Annotated in this window: 18 protein-coding genes; 7 read left to right on the plus strand and 11 right to left on the minus strand. The window is 71.9% G+C overall.

Features of this window, described 5'->3' with window-relative positions:
- Positions 1–25 precede the first annotated feature (25 nt).
- Positions 26–799, minus strand: a complete 774-nt coding sequence (locus V6V16_RS11935; protein ID WP_442934068.1) for a sulfite exporter TauE/SafE family protein — start codon at positions 797–799, stop codon at positions 26–28.
- A 199-nt stretch (positions 800–998) separates the two neighbouring features.
- On the opposite strand from V6V16_RS11935, the gene V6V16_RS11940 reads away from it, so the two are divergent.
- Together V6V16_RS11940 and V6V16_RS11945 are read left to right on the plus strand one after the other, a co-directional pair.
- Positions 999–1,778 (plus strand): endonuclease/exonuclease/phosphatase family protein, encoded by a 780-nt coding sequence (locus V6V16_RS11940; RefSeq protein WP_334562051.1) that lies wholly within the window; start codon positions 999–1,001, stop codon positions 1,776–1,778.
- A 111-nt stretch (positions 1,779–1,889) separates the two neighbouring features.
- Positions 1,890–3,470 (plus strand): NAD(P)-binding domain-containing protein, encoded by a 1,581-nt coding sequence (locus V6V16_RS11945; RefSeq protein ID WP_334562052.1) that lies wholly within the window; start codon positions 1,890–1,892, stop codon positions 3,468–3,470.
- Positions 3,471–3,492: 22 nt separating this feature from the next.
- On the opposite strand, the gene V6V16_RS11950 is transcribed toward V6V16_RS11945, so the two are convergent.
- Positions 3,493–4,650: a carboxylate-amine ligase gene (locus tag V6V16_RS11950; RefSeq protein ID WP_334562053.1), complete on the minus strand. Its 1,158-nt coding sequence runs from the start codon at positions 4,648–4,650 to the stop codon at positions 3,493–3,495.
- Positions 4,651–4,898: 248 nt separating this feature from the next.
- Between V6V16_RS11950 and V6V16_RS11955 the strand changes: the two genes are divergently transcribed.
- A complete protein-coding gene (locus V6V16_RS11955; protein WP_334562054.1) occupies positions 4,899–5,765 on the plus strand; it encodes a bifunctional 5,10-methylenetetrahydrofolate dehydrogenase/5,10-methenyltetrahydrofolate cyclohydrolase in 867 nt (288 codons plus the stop codon).
- A gap of 99 nt (positions 5,766–5,864) precedes the next feature.
- Here V6V16_RS11955 and V6V16_RS11960 read toward each other — a convergent pair whose 3' ends face one another.
- The 7 genes from V6V16_RS11960 to V6V16_RS11990 form a co-directional block, all read right to left on the minus strand.
- Positions 5,865–6,863: a tyrosine-type recombinase/integrase gene (locus V6V16_RS11960; protein WP_334562055.1), complete on the minus strand. Its 999-nt coding sequence runs from the start codon at positions 6,861–6,863 to the stop codon at positions 5,865–5,867.
- Between the two features lie 777 nt (positions 6,864–7,640).
- On the minus strand, positions 7,641–8,024 hold the full coding sequence (locus V6V16_RS11965; RefSeq protein ID WP_334562056.1) for a peptidase inhibitor family I36 protein: 384 nt from the start codon (positions 8,022–8,024) through the stop codon (positions 7,641–7,643).
- A gap of 203 nt (positions 8,025–8,227) precedes the next feature.
- Complete coding sequence (locus V6V16_RS11970) at positions 8,228–10,618, minus strand: excinuclease ABC subunit UvrA (RefSeq protein WP_334562057.1); 2,391 nt, start codon at positions 10,616–10,618, stop codon at positions 8,228–8,230.
- An 80-nt stretch (positions 10,619–10,698) separates the two neighbouring features.
- Complete coding sequence (locus V6V16_RS11975) at positions 10,699–11,109, minus strand: VOC family protein (RefSeq protein ID WP_334562058.1); 411 nt, start codon at positions 11,107–11,109, stop codon at positions 10,699–10,701.
- Positions 11,110–11,114: 5 nt separating this feature from the next.
- A complete protein-coding gene (locus V6V16_RS11980; RefSeq protein WP_334562059.1) occupies positions 11,115–11,564 on the minus strand; it encodes a helix-turn-helix transcriptional regulator in 450 nt (149 codons plus the stop codon).
- Positions 11,565–11,683: 119 nt separating this feature from the next.
- On the minus strand, positions 11,684–12,430 hold the full coding sequence (locus V6V16_RS11985; protein ID WP_334562060.1) for a class I SAM-dependent methyltransferase: 747 nt from the start codon (positions 12,428–12,430) through the stop codon (positions 11,684–11,686).
- Positions 12,431–12,462: 32 nt separating this feature from the next.
- Positions 12,463–13,191 (minus strand): SDR family oxidoreductase, encoded by a 729-nt coding sequence (locus tag V6V16_RS11990; RefSeq protein WP_334562061.1) that lies wholly within the window; start codon positions 13,189–13,191, stop codon positions 12,463–12,465.
- A 104-nt stretch (positions 13,192–13,295) separates the two neighbouring features.
- Here V6V16_RS11990 and V6V16_RS11995 point away from each other — a divergent pair, with 104 nt between their 5' ends.
- Positions 13,296–13,829 carry a peroxiredoxin gene (locus tag V6V16_RS11995; protein WP_334562062.1) on the plus strand — a complete coding sequence of 178 codons (534 nt, stop codon included), beginning with the start codon at positions 13,296–13,298 and terminating at the stop codon, positions 13,827–13,829.
- Positions 13,829–14,530 (plus strand): hypothetical protein, encoded by a 702-nt coding sequence (locus V6V16_RS12000; RefSeq protein WP_334562063.1) that lies wholly within the window; start codon positions 13,829–13,831, stop codon positions 14,528–14,530. Before V6V16_RS11995 ends, V6V16_RS12000 begins: the two co-directional genes overlap by 1 nt.
- Before the next feature lie 100 nt (positions 14,531–14,630).
- Here V6V16_RS12000 and cydB read toward each other — a convergent pair whose 3' ends face one another.
- Positions 14,631–15,629 carry a cytochrome d ubiquinol oxidase subunit II gene (cydB, locus tag V6V16_RS12005; protein WP_334562064.1) on the minus strand — a complete coding sequence of 333 codons (999 nt, stop codon included), beginning with the start codon at positions 15,627–15,629 and terminating at the stop codon, positions 14,631–14,633.
- Positions 15,630–15,644: 15 nt separating this feature from the next.
- Positions 15,645–17,060: a cytochrome ubiquinol oxidase subunit I gene (locus V6V16_RS12010; RefSeq protein WP_334562065.1), complete on the minus strand. Its 1,416-nt coding sequence runs from the start codon at positions 17,058–17,060 to the stop codon at positions 15,645–15,647.
- A 196-nt stretch (positions 17,061–17,256) separates the two neighbouring features.
- On the opposite strand from V6V16_RS12010, the gene V6V16_RS12015 reads away from it, so the two are divergent.
- Positions 17,257–18,033, plus strand: coding sequence for a lysophospholipid acyltransferase family protein (locus V6V16_RS12015; RefSeq protein ID WP_334562066.1), 777 nt, complete (start codon positions 17,257–17,259; stop codon positions 18,031–18,033).
- Between the two features lie 560 nt (positions 18,034–18,593).
- The gene (locus V6V16_RS12020; protein ID WP_334562067.1) at positions 18,594–19,361 is read left to right on the plus strand and encodes a glycerophosphodiester phosphodiesterase; all 768 of its coding nucleotides are present in this window, start codon (positions 18,594–18,596) and stop codon (positions 19,359–19,361) included.
- Positions 19,362–19,372 lie beyond the last annotated feature (11 nt).

The following is a 19,372-nucleotide window of genomic DNA, read 5'->3' on the forward strand; positions in this document are numbered from 1 at the left end:
CGCGCCGACAGCGGGTGGCGACCGGTCAGGCCGCCACCCACTGGTCGTAGCCCAACCTGCCGACCAACGCCACCACCACCACCAACAGCACGACCCGCACGAAACCCGAACCACGCCGCAACGCCATCCGCGCCCCCACCGCCGCCCCCGCGACGTTGCACACCGCCATCGCCGCCCCGAGCAGCCACCACACGTGCCCGGTCGCCGCGAACACCACCAACGCCCCCAGGTTCGTACCCACGTTCACGACCTTCGCCATCGCCGAGCCGTGCACGAAGTCCGCACCCACCAACGCCGTGAACGCCACCACCAGGAACGTCCCCGTACCCGGCCCCACCAACCCGTCGTACAGGGCGATACCCACCCCCGCCACCACCACCGCGGCCACCACCCGCACCCGCGTACGCCGATGCGGCTGCGCCACCACCCCCAACCGCGGCCGCAACACCACGAACGCCGCCACCGACAGCAGCACCACCAACACCACCGGCCGGTACGCCGACGCCGGCACCGCCCCCGCCAACGCCGCACCCACCCCCGCACAACACATCGCCAGCACCGCCGACGGCCCCGCCACCGCCCAGTCGACCTTCGTACGCCGCGCATACGTCAACGCCGCCGTCGCCGTACCCGCGATCGCCGTCAACTTGTTCGTGCCCAACGCCGACGCCACCGGCATCCCCGGCGCCGCCACCAGCAACATCGGCAACAGCAACAGCCCACCACCACCCACCACCGCGTCGATCCAGCCGGCCATCGCGGCCGCGGCGAGTAGGGTCGTCAGCGACAGGGGATCCACATCCACGGGCCGCCATTCTTCCCACCCGCACCCACCCCACGACGCCGGCTGTGGCCAGCCTCACCACCCCCCGGCGCTCACCGCCCCCGCAACCGACGCAACCACACACCCACCAACCCCAACGCCACGAACAACAGCACAGAGCAGAACAACACCTTCAACACCCGGCAACCCTCCCACGGCCACGTAGGGTGCAAGCGTGCGCCTGGCCACCTTCAACCTGCTGCACGGCCGCTCCCTCACCGACGGCCTCGTCGACCCCGACCGGCTCACCGCCGCCGTCACCGCCCTCGACGCCGACGTCCTCGCCCTACAGGAAGTCGACCGCGACCAGAGCCGCAGCGGCAACCTCGACCTCACCGCCATCGCCGCCCGCGCCCTCGACGCAGACGAACACCGCTTCGCCGCCGCCGTCGTCGGCACCCCCGGCGAACAGTTCCGCCCCCTCACCCACGACGACGACGGCCACGGCGAACCCTGCTACGGCGTCGGCCTCGTCACCCGCCACCGCGTACACACCTGGCAGGTCACCCGCCTCCGCCCCGCCCCCGTACGCGCACCCGTCTACGTCCCCGGCCCTCGCGGCGGACTCGTCCTACTGCGCGACGAACCCCGCGTCGTACTCGCCGCCGTCCTGGACACCCCCCACGGCCGACTCACCGTCGCCGCCACCCACCTGTCGTTCGTCCCCGGCTGGAACGCCCACCAACTACGCCAGACCGTCCGCGCCCTACGCACCCTGCCCGCCCCCCGCATCCTCCTCGGCGACCTCAACCTGCCCGCCGGCGCCGCCCGACTCCTCACCGGCTGGCGCCCCCTCGGCCGCCGCCCCACCTACCCCGCCGGACAACCCCGCGTCCAACTCGACCACATCCTCGCCGACCGCCACGGCCTCGACCGGCTGCCACCCGTCACCGCCGTACACAACCCCCCGTCCACCATCTCCGACCACCGCCCTCTCCTGGTCGACCTCGGCTGAACACCGCACCACCACAGGACAGAAGTCCCCGACACCCCTCACCGCAAGTCGCGTCACCGTCACCCCACCCACCGTTGACACCCGCCACCCCCATCGGCGAAGGTCTCTGGCGTGACGGCACCCACCCCACGCCCCAGCCACCCCACCAACCCGCACCACGAAGACCACCGCTACATCATCATCGGAGCCGGACCAGCCGGCCTCCAACTGAGCTACCACCTCCAGCAGGCCGGCTGCGACTACCTCACCCTCGAACGCGCCGCCGCACCCGCCGAGTTCTTCCGACACTTCCCCCGGCACCGCAAACTGATCTCCCTCAACAAGGTCCACACCACCAGCACCGACCCCGAGATCCGCCTGCGCTGGGACTGGAACTCACTGCTGCACGAACCCGCCGACCTGCCCTTCGCCAAATACAGCAGCGAATACTTCCCCCACGCCGACGACATGGTGCGCTACCTCACCGACTTCCAGCGCTACCACCAACTCGCCGTCCGCTTCGACACCACCGTCGAACGCATCGAACGCACCGACGACGGCTTCCTCGTCCACACCACCGAGAACACCCTGCGCTGCCGCTGCGTCATCGTCGCCACCGGCTGGGGCCGACCCCACATCCCCGACATCCCCGGCATCGAACACGCCACCGGCTACGAGGACATGCAGACCGACCCCGCCCACTACGCCGGCCAACGCGTCCTCGTCATCGGCAAGGGCAACTCCGCCTTCGAAACCGCCTCCGCGATCCTCGGCCACGCCGCCATGATCCACCTCGCCAGCCCTCGCCCCCTCCGCCTGGCCTGGAACACCAAACACCCCGGAGACGTACGCGGCCACCACGGCGCCGTCCTCGACAGCTACCAGTTCAAGACCCTGCACTCCGTCCTCGACTGCGTCATCGACCAGATCCGCCCCACCGACGACGGCTACCAGGTCCACCTCACCTACACCCACGCCGACGGCGAAACCGCCGTCATGAACTACGACACCGTCCTGCGCTGCACCGGCTTCGCCATGGACACCACCCCGTTCGACCCCACCTGCCGACCCGACACCACCCCCAACGGACGCCTCCCCACCACCACCGGCGACTGGCAGTCCACCAACGTCGACGGCCTCTACTTCGCCGGCACCCTCGCCCAGGACCGCGACTTCAAACGCGCCTCCTCCGCCTTCATCGACGGATTCCGCTACAACCTGCGCACCCTCACCACCCTGCTACGCGAACGCTACGAGGGCGTACCCCTGCACCACGACCTCATCGCCCGCGACGCCGACGCCGCCACCACCCTCGTCCTCGACCGCGTCAACTGGAGCTCCGCACTCTGGACCCAGTTCGAATTCCTCTGCGACGCCCTCGTCGCCGACCCCGACGGACAACTACGCCACTACACCGACCTGCCCGAGGACCACGTCCGAACCCGCTTCCGCGACCACCCGCACTACTACACCGTCGGCCTGCGCTGGGGCCGCGACGAATACGGCGACGTCTTCGCCATCGAACGCCACCCCCAACCCGACCGCGCCGCCGAAAGCGCCTTCATCCACCCCGTCATCCGCCGCTACCACGGCGACACCCTCGTCGACGAACTACACCTGCTCGAAGACCTGCTCGCCGAATGGCGCCGCCCCGACCGCCACATCGCACCCCTACGCGACTGGTTCGCCCGCGAACTACACCGCGAACGCTGACCCCACCAACCCCGACCAGCACCTACACCGACTGCCGCACACCCAGACCAGCCGACATGCCCACCGTCTGCCCCACCAGAAGATCCACCACATCCGTCAGACGACCACGACGACCCGCCGCCGCCCGCTGCCGCGCCGCACCACCACCCACCGCCGACAACCTCCGCACCCACCCCCGCACCAACTCCTCGTCCCCACACGCCCGCAACACCGGCGCCAACTCCGCCACCACCTCACCCAACACCTCCCGCGCCGGCCGCAACCGACCCGTACCCACGTCAGGCAACGCACCCTCCAGACCATCACGCGCCGCCCGCCAGTACGCCGCCCGCAACCACTCACCGGCAAGCTCCGGACCCGGATCACCCCGCTCCACCGCCCCCAACGCCCGCACCACCAGCGCCCGCACCAACGCCGCCACCAACCCCGACTCCCACACCGACAACGGCACGTCCGCCACCCGCACCTCCAACGTCGGATGCGTCACCGACGGCCGGATGTCCCAGAACAACGTCCCCGCATCCACGATCGCCCCCGCCGACGACAGCATCTCCACCACCCGCTCGTAGTGCGCCACCGACGTGAACCGCGGCGGCGGCCCCGCCACCGGCCACCGCGGCCAGATCATCGACCGCCAACTGCAGTAACCCGAATCCCGCCCCTCCCAGAACGGCGAATTCGCCGAAACCGCGATCAACAACGGCAGATGGGCCCGCAGGTGGTTACTGACCAACAACGCCACCTCCCGCTCCGGCAACTCCACATGCACATGCACCGCACAGATCGCCAACTCGTCGTGCAACCCCCGGAACATCGCCGTACCCCGCTCCTGCCGAGGCCCCGGCGTCACCGGCGGCGCAGTCGCACCCGGCAACACCGGCGTACCGGTCGCCACGATCCGCAACCCGTCGACCGCCGCGCACTCCGCCACCACCCGGCGCGCCTCCGCCAACTGATCCACCAACCCCCGCACCGACCACGTCGGATCCGTCCTCGTCTCCACATGCAACGACGTGATCTCACCCGACACCCGGCCACCCAGCCGCGACGCCGCCCGACCCACCACCGACCCCGCACCCGGCACCACACCCCGACTCACCGGATCGACCAGCAGGAACTCCTCCTCAACCCCCAACCGCGGACCCGACGCCACACAGTCCCCGCCGCCCTGCACCGCCACCCTGGCCTCCACTCCCGACACCACCGGCCGGACCGACAACGCCCGGGCCGACAGGGTAGCCCGCCACAGTGACCAACGGGACACCCACAGTCAGCACGCCCATCGGCCCCCACCGCGCACCCCACACCCCGAACCCCCTGTGGCAAGCTGGTCCCACACGCGACTGGCGGCCAGAGGATGGGCACCAAACCATCGGGGAGCTCCACGCGCGGAGGTCGACCGCCTGGGCCCCGCCGGCGAGGAGCACCATGCCCACCGCCCGACTCCTGCCCGGCACCCCCGTCGCCGAGCGCATCCTCACCGACGTCGCCGCCGGCGTCACCACCCTGCGCGCCAGCGGCGTCACCCCCGGCCTCGCCACCATCCTCGTCGGCGACGACGACGCCAGCGCCGGCTACATCCGCATCAAGCAACGCCAGGCCACCGAACTCGGCTTCGCCTCACCCCACGTACACCTGCCCGCCACCGCCACGCAGGCCGACCTGCACCGCGCCATCGCCGACTTCAACGCCGCACCGGACGTACACGGCCTGCTCATCCAGCACCCCATCCCCGGGCACCTCGACTACGACAAGGCCCTACAGAGCATGGATCCCGACCTCGACGTCGACGGCATGCATCCCCTCAACATGGGACGCCTCGCCCTCGGCCTGCCCGGACCCCTGCCCTGCACACCCGCCGGCATCGAAGCCCTGCTCGCCTTCCACGACATCCCCGTCGCCGGCCGCGACGTCGTCATCCTCGGCCGGGGCGCCACCCTCGGCCGCCCCCTCGCCCTCCTGCTCACCCAGAAACGCCCCACCGCCAACGCCGCCGTCACCGTCGTACACACCGGCGTCCCCGACTGGGCCGACCACACCCGCCGCGCCGACATCCTCATCGCCGCCGCCGGAGTCCCCGGCATCATCCAGCCCGAACACGTCCGCCCAGGCGCCGTCGTCATCGGCGGCGGCGTCCGCTACCAGGGCCGCCGCCTCCTGCCCGACGTCGACGAGAGCTGCGCCGACGTCGCCGGCGCCATCACCCCCCGCGTCGGCGGAGTCGGCCCCACCACCGTCGCCATGCTCCTGCGCAACGCCCTCGACGCCGCCCGCCGCGCCACCGGCAACGCCTGAGCCCACCCGCCCCGGACCGGTCCGGCGGCACCCCGACCCACCGCCCCGGTGACCGGAGGTGCCGCCGGACCAGCCTGCCCGCCCGGCACCACACCCCACTCACGGCCGCGCCGGCACCAACCCCGCCAACGCCCGGTTCGTACGGTTGGACCGCACCGCCGCCCGCTGCTGCCCGGCCGTCACCTCGATGTACGTCTGCGACGACGCCAACGACGCGTGACCCAGCAACCGCATGATCTCCGCCGCGCTCGCCCCGTCCTCCGCCAGCCGGGTCGCGAACGTGTGCCGCAACGCGTGCAACCGTGCCCCCCGCGGCACCCGGTCCGTGATGCCCGCCCGCCGGTAGCACGACTCCACCAGGTACTGAAGCCCGCCCCGGCGCAGCGCCTCACCCGCACGGTCGACCAGCAGCGGCGCGTCCGGACGCACCGTGCGCGACCCGAACCGGCGCACCCGACTGTCCAGGTAGCCCACCAGCACCCCGTCCAGCTCCGGCTCGATCGGCACCACCCGCGGCCGCCCGCCCTTGCCGGCCACGTCGACCCGGCGCTCGCCCGGACGGCCGGTCAACGACCCCACCCGCAGCGCCAGCAGCTCCGACAGCCGCAGCCCCGCGCAGAGCGCCAACGCCAGCACCGCCAGGTCGCGCTCGGGCCACGGGTCGCGCTGGCGGCCTTCCTGCCGGGCCACCGAGGCGAGCAACCGCTCCGGGGTGTCCGCGCCGCGCAGTGGCTTGGGCTGGGGGAGAGGTGCCCGGGGCCGACCGACCGCGGGCATCGGGTTGCCGGCGACCACCCCGTCGGCGACCAGGAAGGAGAAGAAACTGTTCCAGGTGGACCACGCCCGGTGCACCGAGGCGGGGGCGCGGGGGGCGGCGAACCGGGCGAAGGCGGCACGCATGACACGGGCGGTGAGGGCCGCGACGGGCAGCGCGTCGAGGGGGAGGGGAGGGGTGGCGTCCTCGGCCGCCAGCGCGGCGACGGCACGCAGGTCCCGCCGGTACGCCGCCAGCGTGTGCGGGGAGGGCTTGCGGGTGGCCCGGGCCGTCAGGAACTCCTCGATCAACCCGCTTACCGATTCGTCCTCTTTGTCATGCATAAGGGCTATTATGCACGATTTTCGGGTTCGCGGGCAACGGGTTCGCGGGCAACGGGAGGGCAGGGGAGCGCGCGCCGGTAACGCGGCGAGCGCACCCCGGCCGAGACGGCGTCGCTCTACCGATCCGGGTGCGGCGCTCGCGCCGGCCTCGTCCCGGTGGGCCGGTAGCGTCGCGGGTCCAGGCAGGACGGCGTCTTCGCCGAGCCGGGAGTGCGAACCCGGCAGGCTTCCGCGTCTTCGCGCGCCTCGACGGCCCGACCGGCGCGGCCGGATCACCCTGATCAGGGCGACGGGTGCCGCCAGGTCCGGCCGCGCCGTCGCCGGGCGTTCCTCCCGGGGTGCCCGGGCGCCGCTTCGCGCAGCGGGCTTCCGTGCTTTCGTCCGGGCGGTGCCGCCCGGGGGTGTCGGGGACTACGCCGCAGTTGCCTGCGGTACGCCGCCGTGCCTGCCCGTCCGGTCGGCCGAGGGAGGGGTCAATCCGGTCTACTTGACATAATGTACATTATCGAATCGTGGTGCATGCTGGTGAAGGCCCTGGGAAAGGGTCGCGTGACGACGGCCGACTCTGACGATCCACGCCGCAGGTCCGCACACCGATCGCCGTCGTGATGCCACACCCGCGTCGCTCGTTGCGCCTGGGCGAGTCAGGTCGTCGCGGCCGGCTACACCACGAGGCCGCCGCCCGCGCGGATGAGCCGTGCGGGCGGCGACGGTTCGGCCGTGTCGTGCGCGTCAGGTCAGGCGCACCCGCCACGGGCAGGGCGGCTCAGCTCTCCCCTAACACGGCTGGGCGTACCAGTAGGGATCGAAGTCCACATACAGGGCCTCGCTCCGGTAGGCGAAGCCGTGGATCGGGTTGCGGTTCTGGTCCAGCAGGTCGGCCCACGTCCCCGGAGTCTGGTTGTTGACGACGGATCCGTGGCCGTTCCAGTTGAACAGTGCGTAGTCGCCACATGCGTACATGACGAACATCCGCCCGCGCAGGTAGGTGTCGGTGTAGAGGCAGAAGGCGGTGTACGGGCAGGTGCCGGCGGCCTGCGAGGCGATCCCGGAGACGCTTGCGTTGAGGTTGTCGTCGGGGCCGGCGTGGGCGGCTGCGGGGGCTGCCAGCGTGGCGGCGGCAGCGGCGAACGCGGCGGTGAGGAACAGCCGTAGCTTCATGTACCGACGGTGTCAGCGCGACAGCGGTGCGTCAATTGAGTCGATCTGTGTCGATGACAACTCGCGGTGGCCCCGCCCCGGGGGCGTGATCGGCGCACTCCCCTCCCCTGCCCCGTGCCCGCGCGCGCGGGGCACGTACGGCCCCGGTCCGTACCGTGGCGAGCGCCGGACGTCCGCCACGGTACGGACCGGGCCGCCTTCGGTCAGGGGCCGACGTACGCGGCGAGGTGTTCGCCGGTGACGGTCGAGCGGGCGGCGACGAGGGCGGCGGGAGTGCCCTCGAAGACGATCCGGCCGCCGTCGTGGCCCGCGCCGGGGCCGAGGTCGACGATCCAGTCGGCGTGTGCCATGACCGCCTGGTGGTGCTCGATGACGATGACGGACTTGCCGGATTCCACGAGCCGGTCGAGCAGGGCGAGCAGTTGCTCGACGTCGGCGAGGTGCAGGCCGGTGGTCGGCTCGTCGAGGACGTAGACGCCGCCCTTCTCGGCCATGTGGGTGGCGAGCTTGAGTCGCTGCCGTTCGCCGCCGGAGAGGGTGGTGAGGGGCTGGCCGAGGCTGAGGTAGCCCAGCCCGACGTCGGCGAGCCGGGTGAGGATGGTGTGGGCGGCCGGGATGCGTGCCTCGCCGGAGGCGAAGAACTCCTCCGCCTCGGCGACGGGCATGGCGAGCACCTCGGCGATGTTCCGGCCGCCGAGGGTGTACTCGAGCACGGCCGCCTGGAACCTCTTGCCGTCGCACTCCTCGCACGGTGTCTCGACGGTCGCCATGACGCCCAGGTCGGTGTAGATGACGCCGGCGCCGTTGCAGGTGGGGCAGGCGCCCTCGGAGTTGGCGCTGAACAGCGCCGGTTTCACGCCGTTGGCCTTTGCGAACGCCTTGCGGATCGGGTCGAGCAGGCCGGTGTACGTCGCCGGGTTGCTGCGTCGGGAGCCGCGGATGGCGCCCTGGTCGATGACGACGACGCCGTCGCGGCCGGCCACCGAGCCGTGGATCAGTGAGCTCTTGCCGGAGCCGGCGACGCCGGTGATGACGCAGAGTACGCCGAGCGGGATGTCGACGTCGACGTCGCGCAGGTTGTGTTCGGTGGCGCCGCGGATCTTCAGGGTGCCGGTGGGCGTGCGTACGGTGGTCTTGACGGTGGCGCGGTCGTCGAGGTGGCGGCCGGTGACGGTGTCGCTGGCCCGTAGTTCCTCCACGGTGCCCTGGAAGCAGACCGTGCCTCCCCGGGTGCCGGCGCCGGGGCCGAGGTCGACGACGTGGTCGGCGATCGTGATGGTCTCGGGCTTGTGTTCCACGACGAGCACGGTGTTGCCCTTGTTCCGCAGTTGCAGCAGCAGGTTGTTCATCCGCTGGATGTCGTGCGGGTGCAGGCCGATGGTGGGCTCGTCGAAGACGTAGGTGACGTCGGTGAGGGAGGATCCGAGGTGGCGGATCATCTTGGTGCGTTGTGCCTCTCCCCCGGACAGGGTGCCCGCGGGCCGGTCGAGGGAGAGGTAGCCCAGGCCGATCTCCTCGAACGAGTCGAGGAGGTGTCGCAGTCCCTTGAGCAGGGGTGCCATCGATGGTTCGTCGAGGTCGCGTACCCAGGCGGCGAGGTCGCTGATCTGCATGGCGCAGAGGTCGGCGATGCTCTTGCCGTTGATCTTCGACGAGCGGGCCTCCGGGCTCAGTCGCGTGCCGTCGCAGCTCGGGCAGGTCTGGAAGGTGACGGCCCGTTCGACGAAGGCGCGGATGTGGGGTTGCAGCGCGTCGACGTCCTTGCTGAGGAAGGACTTCTGGATCTGCGGGATGATGCCGGCGTACGTGAGGTTGATGCCGTCGATTTTGATCTTGGTGGGCTCGCGGTGGAGCAGGTCGTGCAGTTCCTTCTTGGTGTACCTGCTGATCGGCTTGTCCGGGTCGAAGTAGCCGCAGCCGCGGTAGATGCGGCCGTACCAGCCCTCCATGCTGTAGCCGGGGATGGTGAGCGCGCCCTCGTTGAGGGACTTGCTGTCGTCGTAGAGGGCGGTGAGGTCGATGTCGTTGACGCTGCCCATGCCCTCGCAGCGCGGGCACATGCCGCCGAGTCGGTGGAAGGTCGCCTTCTCCGACTTGGTCCTGTCGCCGCGTTCGACGGTGATCGCGCCGGTGGCTCTGACGGTGGGGATGTTGAAGGAGTACGCGTTGGGCGAGCCGATGTGGGGTCGGCCGAGCCGGCTGAACAGGATGCGCAGCATGGCGTTGGCGTCGGTGGCGGTGCCGACGGTGGAGCGGGGGTTGGCGCCCATCCGCTCCTGGTCGACGATGATCGCGGTCGTCAGTCCTTCGAGCAGGTCGACCTCGGGTCGGGTGAGCGACGGCATGAAGCCCTGCAGGAAGGCGCTGTAGGTTTCGTTGATCATCCGCTGTGACTCGGCGGCGATGGTGCCGAACACCAGTGAGCTCTTGCCGGAGCCGGAGACGCCGGTGAACACGGTCAGCCGGCGCTTCGGGATCTCGACGCTGACGTCCTTGAGGTTGTTCACGCGTGCGCCCTGCACCCGGATGAGGTCGTGGGTGTCGGCGACGTGCGGCGTGGATTCCTGGGTGTGGGTCCTCGTGGCCGTGCTCATCGTGTCTCCATCTGTGGCGCCGGGCCGGTTCGCGGTCGGCGTCGGGCGTTGCCTGGCCGGGTCTGTGTTCGCTGGTGGGTTCAGCGCAGTTCGTTGATGCGGATCAGGTTGCCGGTGGGGTCGCGGAAGGCGCAGTCGCGCACGCCGTACGGCTGCTCGGTCGGTTCCTGGACGACCTCGGCGTCGCGGGCCTGCAACCGGGCGAAGAGGCCGTCGAGGTCGTCGGTGGCCAGGGTGACGGCGGTGTAGCTGCCCTTGGCGATCAGTTCGAGGATGGTGCGGCGTTCGTCGTCGGTGATGCCGGGATCGGCGGCCGGTGGGTGCAGGACGATGGAGGTGCCCGGCTGGTTCGGGGGGCCGACGGTGAGCCACCGCATCCCGTCGTATCCGACGTCGTTGCGGACCTCGAAGCCGAGGGTGTCGCGGTAGAAGGTGAGGGCGGCGTCCGCATCGGTGTGCGGGAGGAAGGCGTGGTGGATGGTGACGTTCATGGTGGTCAGGCTAGTTGTGGCCGGGTGGGGCGTGCTTCTCGATTCCTGATCGGTCGGGTCACCTGCTTGGTGATGCACGGCGGCGGCTCGGCCGTCGCGTGGGCCGTGCGGGCGCGGTAGGCGCTGGGCGACTCGCCGACCAGTTCGGTGAAGCGGGTGCTGAAGGTGCCCAGCGAGGAGCAGCCGACGGTGAAGCAGACCTCGGTGACGGTGAGGTCGCCGCGGCGCAGCAGGGCCATGGCGCGTTCGATGCGTCGGGTCATCAGGTAGGCGTACGGTGATTCGCCGTAGGCGCGCCGGAACTGGCGGCTGAGGTGCCCGGCGGACATGTTGACGCCGCGGGCGAGGGCTTCGACGTCCAGCGGCTGCGCGTGCTCCCGGTCGATGCGGTCGCGCACGCGGCGCAGCCGGGCGAGGTCGCGTAGGTGCTGCTCCTCGGTGGGTTTGCTGGTCACGTGTGGGATCGTGCCACATCGCGTGGTCGGCGCGGCCGGCTCGCGGGTGCCCGGTGGGCTCGGGCACGCTGGCGGGCGCGCCCGGGTTCGGCGCGGGGCCCCGGTCGGCCGCCGTGGCGTCAGGGTCGGTCGGTGCGGGGGCGGCGGGCGAGGACGAGGGTGGTGTGCAGGCGCAGCACGACGGTGCCGCCGAAGTCGTCCACGAGGCGGCGCAGCGCGGTGCTCGCCTGGGCCTGCTGTTCGGCGCTTCGCTGCCGGTAGGGGCCGAAGGTTCGCAGCAGGCGCAGGTAGCTCTCGGTGTCCAGGGGGAGGTCGCGGTCGATGGTGTCGGCGTGGATGTCGGTGAACAGGGCGCTGTCGGTGATGTCCTGCTGGAACCAGCCGGTGGGGCGTTCCTGGGCGGTGGGGTCGATGGCGCGCAGCGCGGCGGCCACGGCGTGGGCCTGTCGGGGGTCGGCGTAGCCGTAGCGGTGGCCGAAGACGGCAAGGGTGCCGCCGGGGGTGAGCGCGTCGTGGGCGCGGGGGTTGCGGGTGGTGGGGTCGAGCCAGTGCCAGGCCAGGGCGCAGGCGAGCAGGGGTACGCCGCCGGCGGGTGGCTGCCACTGCTCGAAGGTGCTGGTGACGGCGTGCACCTGGGGGAAGGTGGCGGTGAGTCGGGCGGTCATGCGGGGGTCGGGTTCGACGCAGGTGACGGGCGCGCCGAGGCGCAGCAGGATGGCGGTGCCCTTGCCGGTGCCGGCGCCGATCTCGGTGATCGTGTCGGGGGTGCCGCCGTGGTAGTCGCGGATGAGGTCGGCGAGGGCGGCTGGGTAGTCGGGGCGTACGTCGTCGTACAGGTCGGCGACGTCGCCGAATACTCCGGTCACGGGGTGCATCGTCGCATGGGCGGTGGGTCGGGTCAGAGGCCGCCGGCGACGCGCAGGACGGTTCCGGTGGTGTAGGTGGCGTCGGGGCCGAGCAGCCAGGCGATGGCGGCGGCGACCTCGTCGGGCTCGCCGGCGCGGCCCAGCGGGATGCGGGTGGCGGCCCGGTCGGGTCGGTCGGGTTGGCCGGAGAGGGCGTGGATGTCGGTGCGGATGATGCCGGGGGCGACGGCGTTGACGCGGATGCCGCGGGGGGCGAGTTCCTTGGCCAGGCCGGTGGTGAGGGTGTCGGTGGCGGCCTTGACGGCGGCGTAGTGGACGTACTCGCCGGGGCTGCCGAGGGTGGCGGCGGCGGAGGAGACGTTGACGATGGCGGCGCCGTCGCTCATCCGGCGGGCGGCCTGTTGCGCGCAGAGGACGTAGCCGATGAGGTTGACGTCGACGACGTGGCGCAGGTCGGTGGGGTCGAGGTCGACGAAGGCGCCGATGGGGCTGGTGACGCCGGCGTTGTTGACCAGGCCGGTGATCTCGCCGAGGTCGGCGGCGGCGTCGAAGAGGGTGGTGACCTGGTCGGGGTCGCGGGTGTCGGCGGGGACGGCGAGGCCGCGTACGCCGGTGGCTTCGATGTCGGCGAGCACGGCGGTGGCGGCGGTGCGGTCGTGGCGGTAGCTGAAGGCGACGTGGTGTCCGGCGTGGGCGAGGCGGCGTGCGGTGGCGGCGCCGATGCCGCGGCTGCCGCCGGTGATGACGGTGACCGGTCTCAAGGTGCCTCTCCCCTGTCGTGGCTGCGGTGCCGACGCTACCGGGGCGGTTCGTGGGCCGGCGCATAGGCTCGGCGCTTCGGTGGTCGGTGACGTGGAGGTGCGCGGTGGCGGGTGTGGGTGTCGGGGACGTGGTGCGGGATTTCGAGTTGCCCGACGAGACGGGTACGCCGCGGCGGCTGTCGGAGTTCCTGGCTGCCGGTCCGGTGGTGTTGTTCTTCTATCCGGCGGCGATGACGCGGGGGTGTACGGCGGAGAGCTGCCACTTCCGGGACCTGGCGGCGGAGTTCGCGGCGGTGGGCGCGACCCGGGTGGGGATCAGCCGCGATCCGGTGGCGAGGCAGGCGGAGTTCTCCCGGCGGCACGGGTTCGACTATCCGCTGCTGTCGGACGCGGACGGTGCGGTGGCGGATCTGTTCGGGGTCCGGCGGCGGTTGCCGTTGGGTGCGTTGAGCACGCGGCGGATGACGTTCGTGATCGGCGCCGACCGGCGGGTGGTCGAGGTCATCCACAGCGAGCTGAACATGAACGACCACGCGGACGCCGCGTTGCGGGCGCTGGGGGGGTTGATCTTCCGGTTGTCGGGGCGGGCTGGTATCAAGGCAGCATCTGTACAGGTGTACGAGGGAAGAGGTCGCTGATGGGTACCGCTGGCCAGGGGTTGTCCACTGACGAGGTGCGGAGCATCCGGGAGGCGCTGGCGGCGGGCCGCAAGCCGAAGGTGGTGTTCACCGCCTCGGCGGGTCAGGTCGCCGGCCAGCTGGGTCAGGTGGTGGAGCTGACCGATCCGGCGGTGTCGGACGAGTTCGTGGTGGTCCGGTTCGGCCGTGACGAGTTGCCCTTCTCCCCCGCCGACGTGGCGGTGGCGCCGCGGGGCGCCGGGCGTAGGGCGCCGGAGCCGCAACCGGAGCAGCCGGAGCAGCCGGCGGTGGCGGAGCCGGCGGAGCCGGAGTTCGTGTTGGACCGGGAGCGGGCGCCGCAGCAGCGGCGGGAGGAGCCGAAGGTGGAGCCGGCGGAGGCGAAGCCGGCTGCTCCGGCGCGGCGGGCGGTGAAGGCGGTGAAGCCGAAGGGCCCGGCGGGGTTGTCGGTGACGCTGGCGTACGCCGATGGCGAGTGGACGGTGGCGGCGCAGCAGGGCAGCAAGTCGCTCGCGAAGCCGTACGTGGTGAAGCCGGCCGAGGCGCTGCGGATGGTGGCGCTGGTGGACGTGCCGGGGGTGCACGAGGCGGTGGAGCAGATCATGGCCGCCGAGCGGGCCGAGGCGGAGCAGCAGGCGGAGAAGTTGCGCGCGGAGCTGGCGGAGATCGAGGCGCGCCTGGCGGAGTTGCGCGAGGCGGGCTGAGGGGTGTGCGGGCCGCGGGGGCCGACGCGGGTGTCGCGTCGGCCCCCGCGGTCGTGGCCGGTGGCGGCGGCGGGGCGCGCGGCCACCGGGCGGGGGCGGGTCAGTGCTGCGGGATGTGGGCCACCCCGATGCGCTTGCGGAACACCCAGTACGTCCAGCCCTGGTAGGCCAGCACGATCGGGGTGAAGATCACCGCTACCCAGGTCATGATCTTCAGGGTGTAGGGGGTGGAGGCGGCGTTGGTGGCGGTCAGCGTGCCGGCCGGGTCCGCGGTGGAGGGCAGCAGGTTCGGAAAGAGCGCCGCGAAGAGCGTCGCCACGGCCAGGGCGATCGCCACGGCGGTGCCGGTGAACGCCCAGCCCTCCCGTCGGGCCCGGGCGGCGGCGAGGCCGCCGAGCAGGGCCAGTGCCGCGCCGGCGGCGAGGACGACGGCCGCCGGGCTGGAGCGGATGGTCAGCGTCCAGGTCAGGAAGGTCGCGGCGAGCGCGGCGGCGGCGACGCCGAGGCGTACGGCCAGGGCGCCGGCGCGTTCGCGGACGTCGCCGACGGTCTTGAGTGCGATGAACACGGCGCCGTGGGCGAGGAAGAGCACCGCGGTGGTGGCGCCGCCGAGCAGGGCGTACGGGTTGAGCAGGTCGAGCAGGCCGCCGACGTACTCGTGGTCGGCGTCCAGCGGTACGCCGCGCAGGATGTTGGCGAAAGCGACGCCCCACAGCACGGCCGGCACGACGGAGCCGACGAAGATCGCCGTGTCCCAGCGGCGTTTCCAGGACGCCTCGGGGCGCTTGTGGCGGTACTCGAAGGCGACGCCGCGGATGATGAGGGCGAGCAGGATCAGCAGCAGCGGCAGGTAGAAGCCGGAGAAGAGGGTGGCGTACCACTCGGGGAACGCGGCGAACATGGCGCCGCCGGCGGTGATGAGCCAGACCTCGTTGCCGTCCCAGACGGGGCCGATGGTGTTGATCAGGACGCGGCGTTCCCGGTCGTCGCGGCCGAGCACGGGCAGCAGCATGCCGACGCCGAAGTCGAAGCCCTCGAGGATGAAGTATCCGGTGAACAGGACCGCGACGAGCAGGAACCAGATGGTGGTGAGTTCCACGGTGGTCTCCGGTGGTCAGTAGGCGAACGCGAGCGGGCGTTCGGCGTCGTCGTGGCTGTCGTCGATGTCGGGGTTCGGGGTGAGGTCGGGTACGCCGGCCTTGGCGTAGCGCAGCAGCAGTTTGACCTCGACCACGGCGAGGGTGGCGTAGACGAGGGTGAAGGCGGTGAAGGAGGTGAGCACCTCGGCCAGCGAGACGCTGCGGGACACGCCGTCGCGGGTGAGCATCTCGCCGAAGACGATCCACGGCTGGCGGCCCATCTCGGTGAAGATCCAGCCGAAGGAGTTCGCGGCCAGGGGCAGCAGGGGCATGACCAGGCCGGCGCGCAGCAGCCACCTGTTGGTGGGGGTGCGGCCCTTGCGCTGGCTCCAGAGCACCAGCAGGGCGATGGCGGCGGCGGCCATCCCGAAGCCGATCATGAAGCGGAAGCTCCAGTAGGTGACGGGGATGATCGGGGTGTAGCTGCCGGCGCCGTACTGGGCGGCGTACTGGGCCTGGAGGTCGTTGATGCCCTGCACGGTGCCGTTCGGGTCGCCGGTGCCCAGCCAGGACAGCAGGTGCGGGATCTTGAGGGCGAACAGCTCGCGGCTGCCGTCGAGGCTGCCGATGGTCAGTACGGAGAACGAGGCGGGGCTCTCGGTGCTGTAGAGGCCCTCGGCGGCGGCCATCTTCATGGGCTGCACCTGGGTCATGATCTTGCCTTGGATGTCGCCGGTGATGGCGACGGCGGCGGCGGAGACGAGGGTGACCCAGGAGCCGAACTTGGCGGCGAAGCGGTAGGCGGGGGTGTCGGCGGAGTCGCGGTTGCGCACCAGGTGCCACATGGCGACGGCGACGAGCAGCGAGCCGGCCACCAGGAACGCGCCGGCGATGGTGTGCGGGAAGGTGATCAGGGCAACCTTGTTGGTCAGCAGGGCGAGGAAGTCGGTGAGTTCGGCGCGGCCGGTGTCGGGGTTGATGCGGTAGCCGACCGGGTTCTGCATGAACGAGTTCGCCGCGAGGATGAAGTAGGCGCTGAGGTTGCTGCCGATGGCCGCGGCCCAGATGGTCGCGAGGTGCAGCCGCTTGGGCAGCCGGTCCCAGCCGAAGATCCACAGGCCGATGAAGGTCGACTCCAGGAAGAACGCGACGAGCGCCTCGATGGCCAGGGGGATGCCGAAGATGTCGCCGACGAAGCGGGAGTAGTCGCTCCAGTTCATGCCGAACTGGAACTCCTGCACGATGCCGGTCACCACGCCCATGGCGAAGTTGATCAGGAAGAGCTTGCCGTAGAACTTGGTGAGCTTGAGGTACTTCTCGTCGCCGGTGCGGTGCCACATGGTCTGCAGGATCGCCACCAGCACGGACAGGCCGATGGTCAGCGGCACGAAGAGAAAGTGGTAGACGGTGGTGACACCGAACTGCCAGCGGGCGACGTCCAACGCGTCCACCAGTACCCCCCAGGCTGTGCATACTACGGGACGTAGTAAATACTACCGCTCGTCGTAGAGGATTCGGCAGGGACGGCGGTCCCCAAGCGGCCCGGGACCGATGACCCTGATCACCCCTGCCGGACGGCCCGCCGTGCCGGCGCCGCGTGAACCCCGCGCCGGGCGCGCGGGGCGCGCGTGCGACCATTGCGCGCTGATGGAGACCACCCGCCCGAGCTGGCGGCCGCCCCTGATCTGGCGCGTCGCGCAGGTACTCGCCCGCGTCGTCGTCGCGCTCGTGGCCCGCCTGCGGGTCAGCGGCGACGTGCCCGAGGCGCTGCGCCGCGGCCCGCTGATCCTGGCCGCCAACCACATCAGCCCGTTCGATCCCGTCGTGCTCGCCGCCGCCTGCCGGAGTCGGGGTGTCGCCCCCCGGTTCATGGCCACCGGCGGACTCTTCCGCGCCCCCGTCCTCGGCGCCGCCATGCGTCACGCCGGGCACCTGCGCGTCGACCGGGGCACCGCCGCCGTCGGTCGCGCCCTCGACGACGCCGCCGCGGCGGTCTCCGCCGGCTCGGTGATCCTGGTCTACCCGGAGGGGCGCATCGGGCTGGACCCGGGCATCTGGCCCGAACGCGGCAAGACCGGCACGGCGCGCCTCGCCCTGGCCTGCGGCGCCCCGGTGATCCCGGTCGCCCAGTGGGGCTCGCACGAGGTGGTGCCCTACCGGGCCCCCGAGGGGCTGTTGCGCGGGCTCGCCCGCGCGATGTGGCGCCGCCCCGTGCTGCGGGTGCACTTCGGTGACCCGGTCGACCTGGCCGACGTGGCCCACGCGACGCCCGGTGCGGCCCGGCACGCCACCGACCGGATCATCGACGCCATCACCGACGCCCTCGTCCCGCTGCGCCCGGACGAACCGGAGCTTCCCCGGCACGTCGACCCCGGGCGCCCCACCGACACCAGCCGCTCCCACGCTCGCCGCCAGCCCCGCTGACACCCGCGCCGCGCCCGGACGCGACCGACACCCGGGCCCCTGCCGGCCACGACGACCGGCTCCCAGCCCCGCGGGCCGGCCCGGTGGCGGGTGCGGCCCGGGTGCTGTGCGACCCCAGGCGGCCGACTGGCGCCGGCCCCGTCGCCGCTCCATGTCCGCTTCCACGCGCCCACGCCGAGCGGCCCTTCCGGCTCGTCTTCGCGGCTGGGCGTCACACAGCGCACGGGCCGCGCCGCCCCGCCGCCCTCCCTCGCCGCCCCTTTGCTCTGCAGCCATCCACGCACCGGCGACCGAGAGTGAGATCCGCCGACGCGGTCTGCCTCCGAGCGCGAGATGAACCGGCAGCTCAACGGCGTGGTGCGGATCGGGGTGCAGAGCAAAGCGCGAGAATGGTGCCCACCTTGCTCCCCGAAGTCGACTACGCAAGGTGACACGGCGCGAACATCACGTTGCGTGGGTGCGATCTCGGGGCCGGCCGAGGAGGCGGCGGCCCGGTCGGGCGGGCGGCGGTGCGCGGGCTGGCCGCCGGGCGGCGGGCGCGGACCGGCATACTGCGTCGCGTGCTCACCGGCCACCCGTTTCTCGACGCCCCCGCGCCGCTGGCGTTCGCCCACCGCGGTGGCGCCGCCGAGGGCGACGAGAACACGACCGCGGCGTTCGCCCGCGCGATCGAGCTCGGCTACCGGTACGTCGAGACCGACGTGCACGGCACCGCCGACGGGGTGGCGGTGGTCTTCCACGACGCCACCCTCACCCGGGTCACCGGCGAGCCGGGGCGCATCGCCGAGCTGCGCTGGGCCGACCTGGCCTCCGTACGCGTCGGCGGCGCCGCCGTGGTGCCCCGCCTCGACGAGGTCCTCGACGCCTGGCCGGCGGTGCGGTTCAACATCGACGTCAAGGCCGACGGGGGCGTCCAACCGACCGTGACCACCGTCGGGCGCGCCAACGCCGCCGAGCGGGTACTGCTGGCCTCGTTCAGCGACGCCCGGCTGGCGCGGCTGCGCGCCCTCACCGGGGGCCGGGTCGCCACCAGCCTCGGCATGCGCGGGGTGGCCCGGCTGCGGATGGCCTCCCTGACCGGTCGGCCGCTGCGGCTGCCCCCCTCGGTGATCGCCGCGCAGGTGCCGGTGCGCTACGGGCGGGTGCCCGTGGTGGACCGCCGGTTCCTGCGCCACGCCCACCGACTCGGCCTGCACGTGCACGTCTGGACGATCGACGAACCTGCCGAGATGCACGAGTTACTTGATCTTGGAGTGGATGGCATCATGACCGATCACGTCGGCGTGCTGCGCGACGTCTACCGCAGCCGCGGCCACTGGGCCGCCTGAGCGTCGAAGGA

This window comes from Micromonospora sp. CPCC 205561 (genome assembly GCF_036906775.1).
Taxonomy (GTDB): Bacteria; Actinomycetota; Actinomycetes; order Mycobacteriales; family Micromonosporaceae; genus Micromonospora.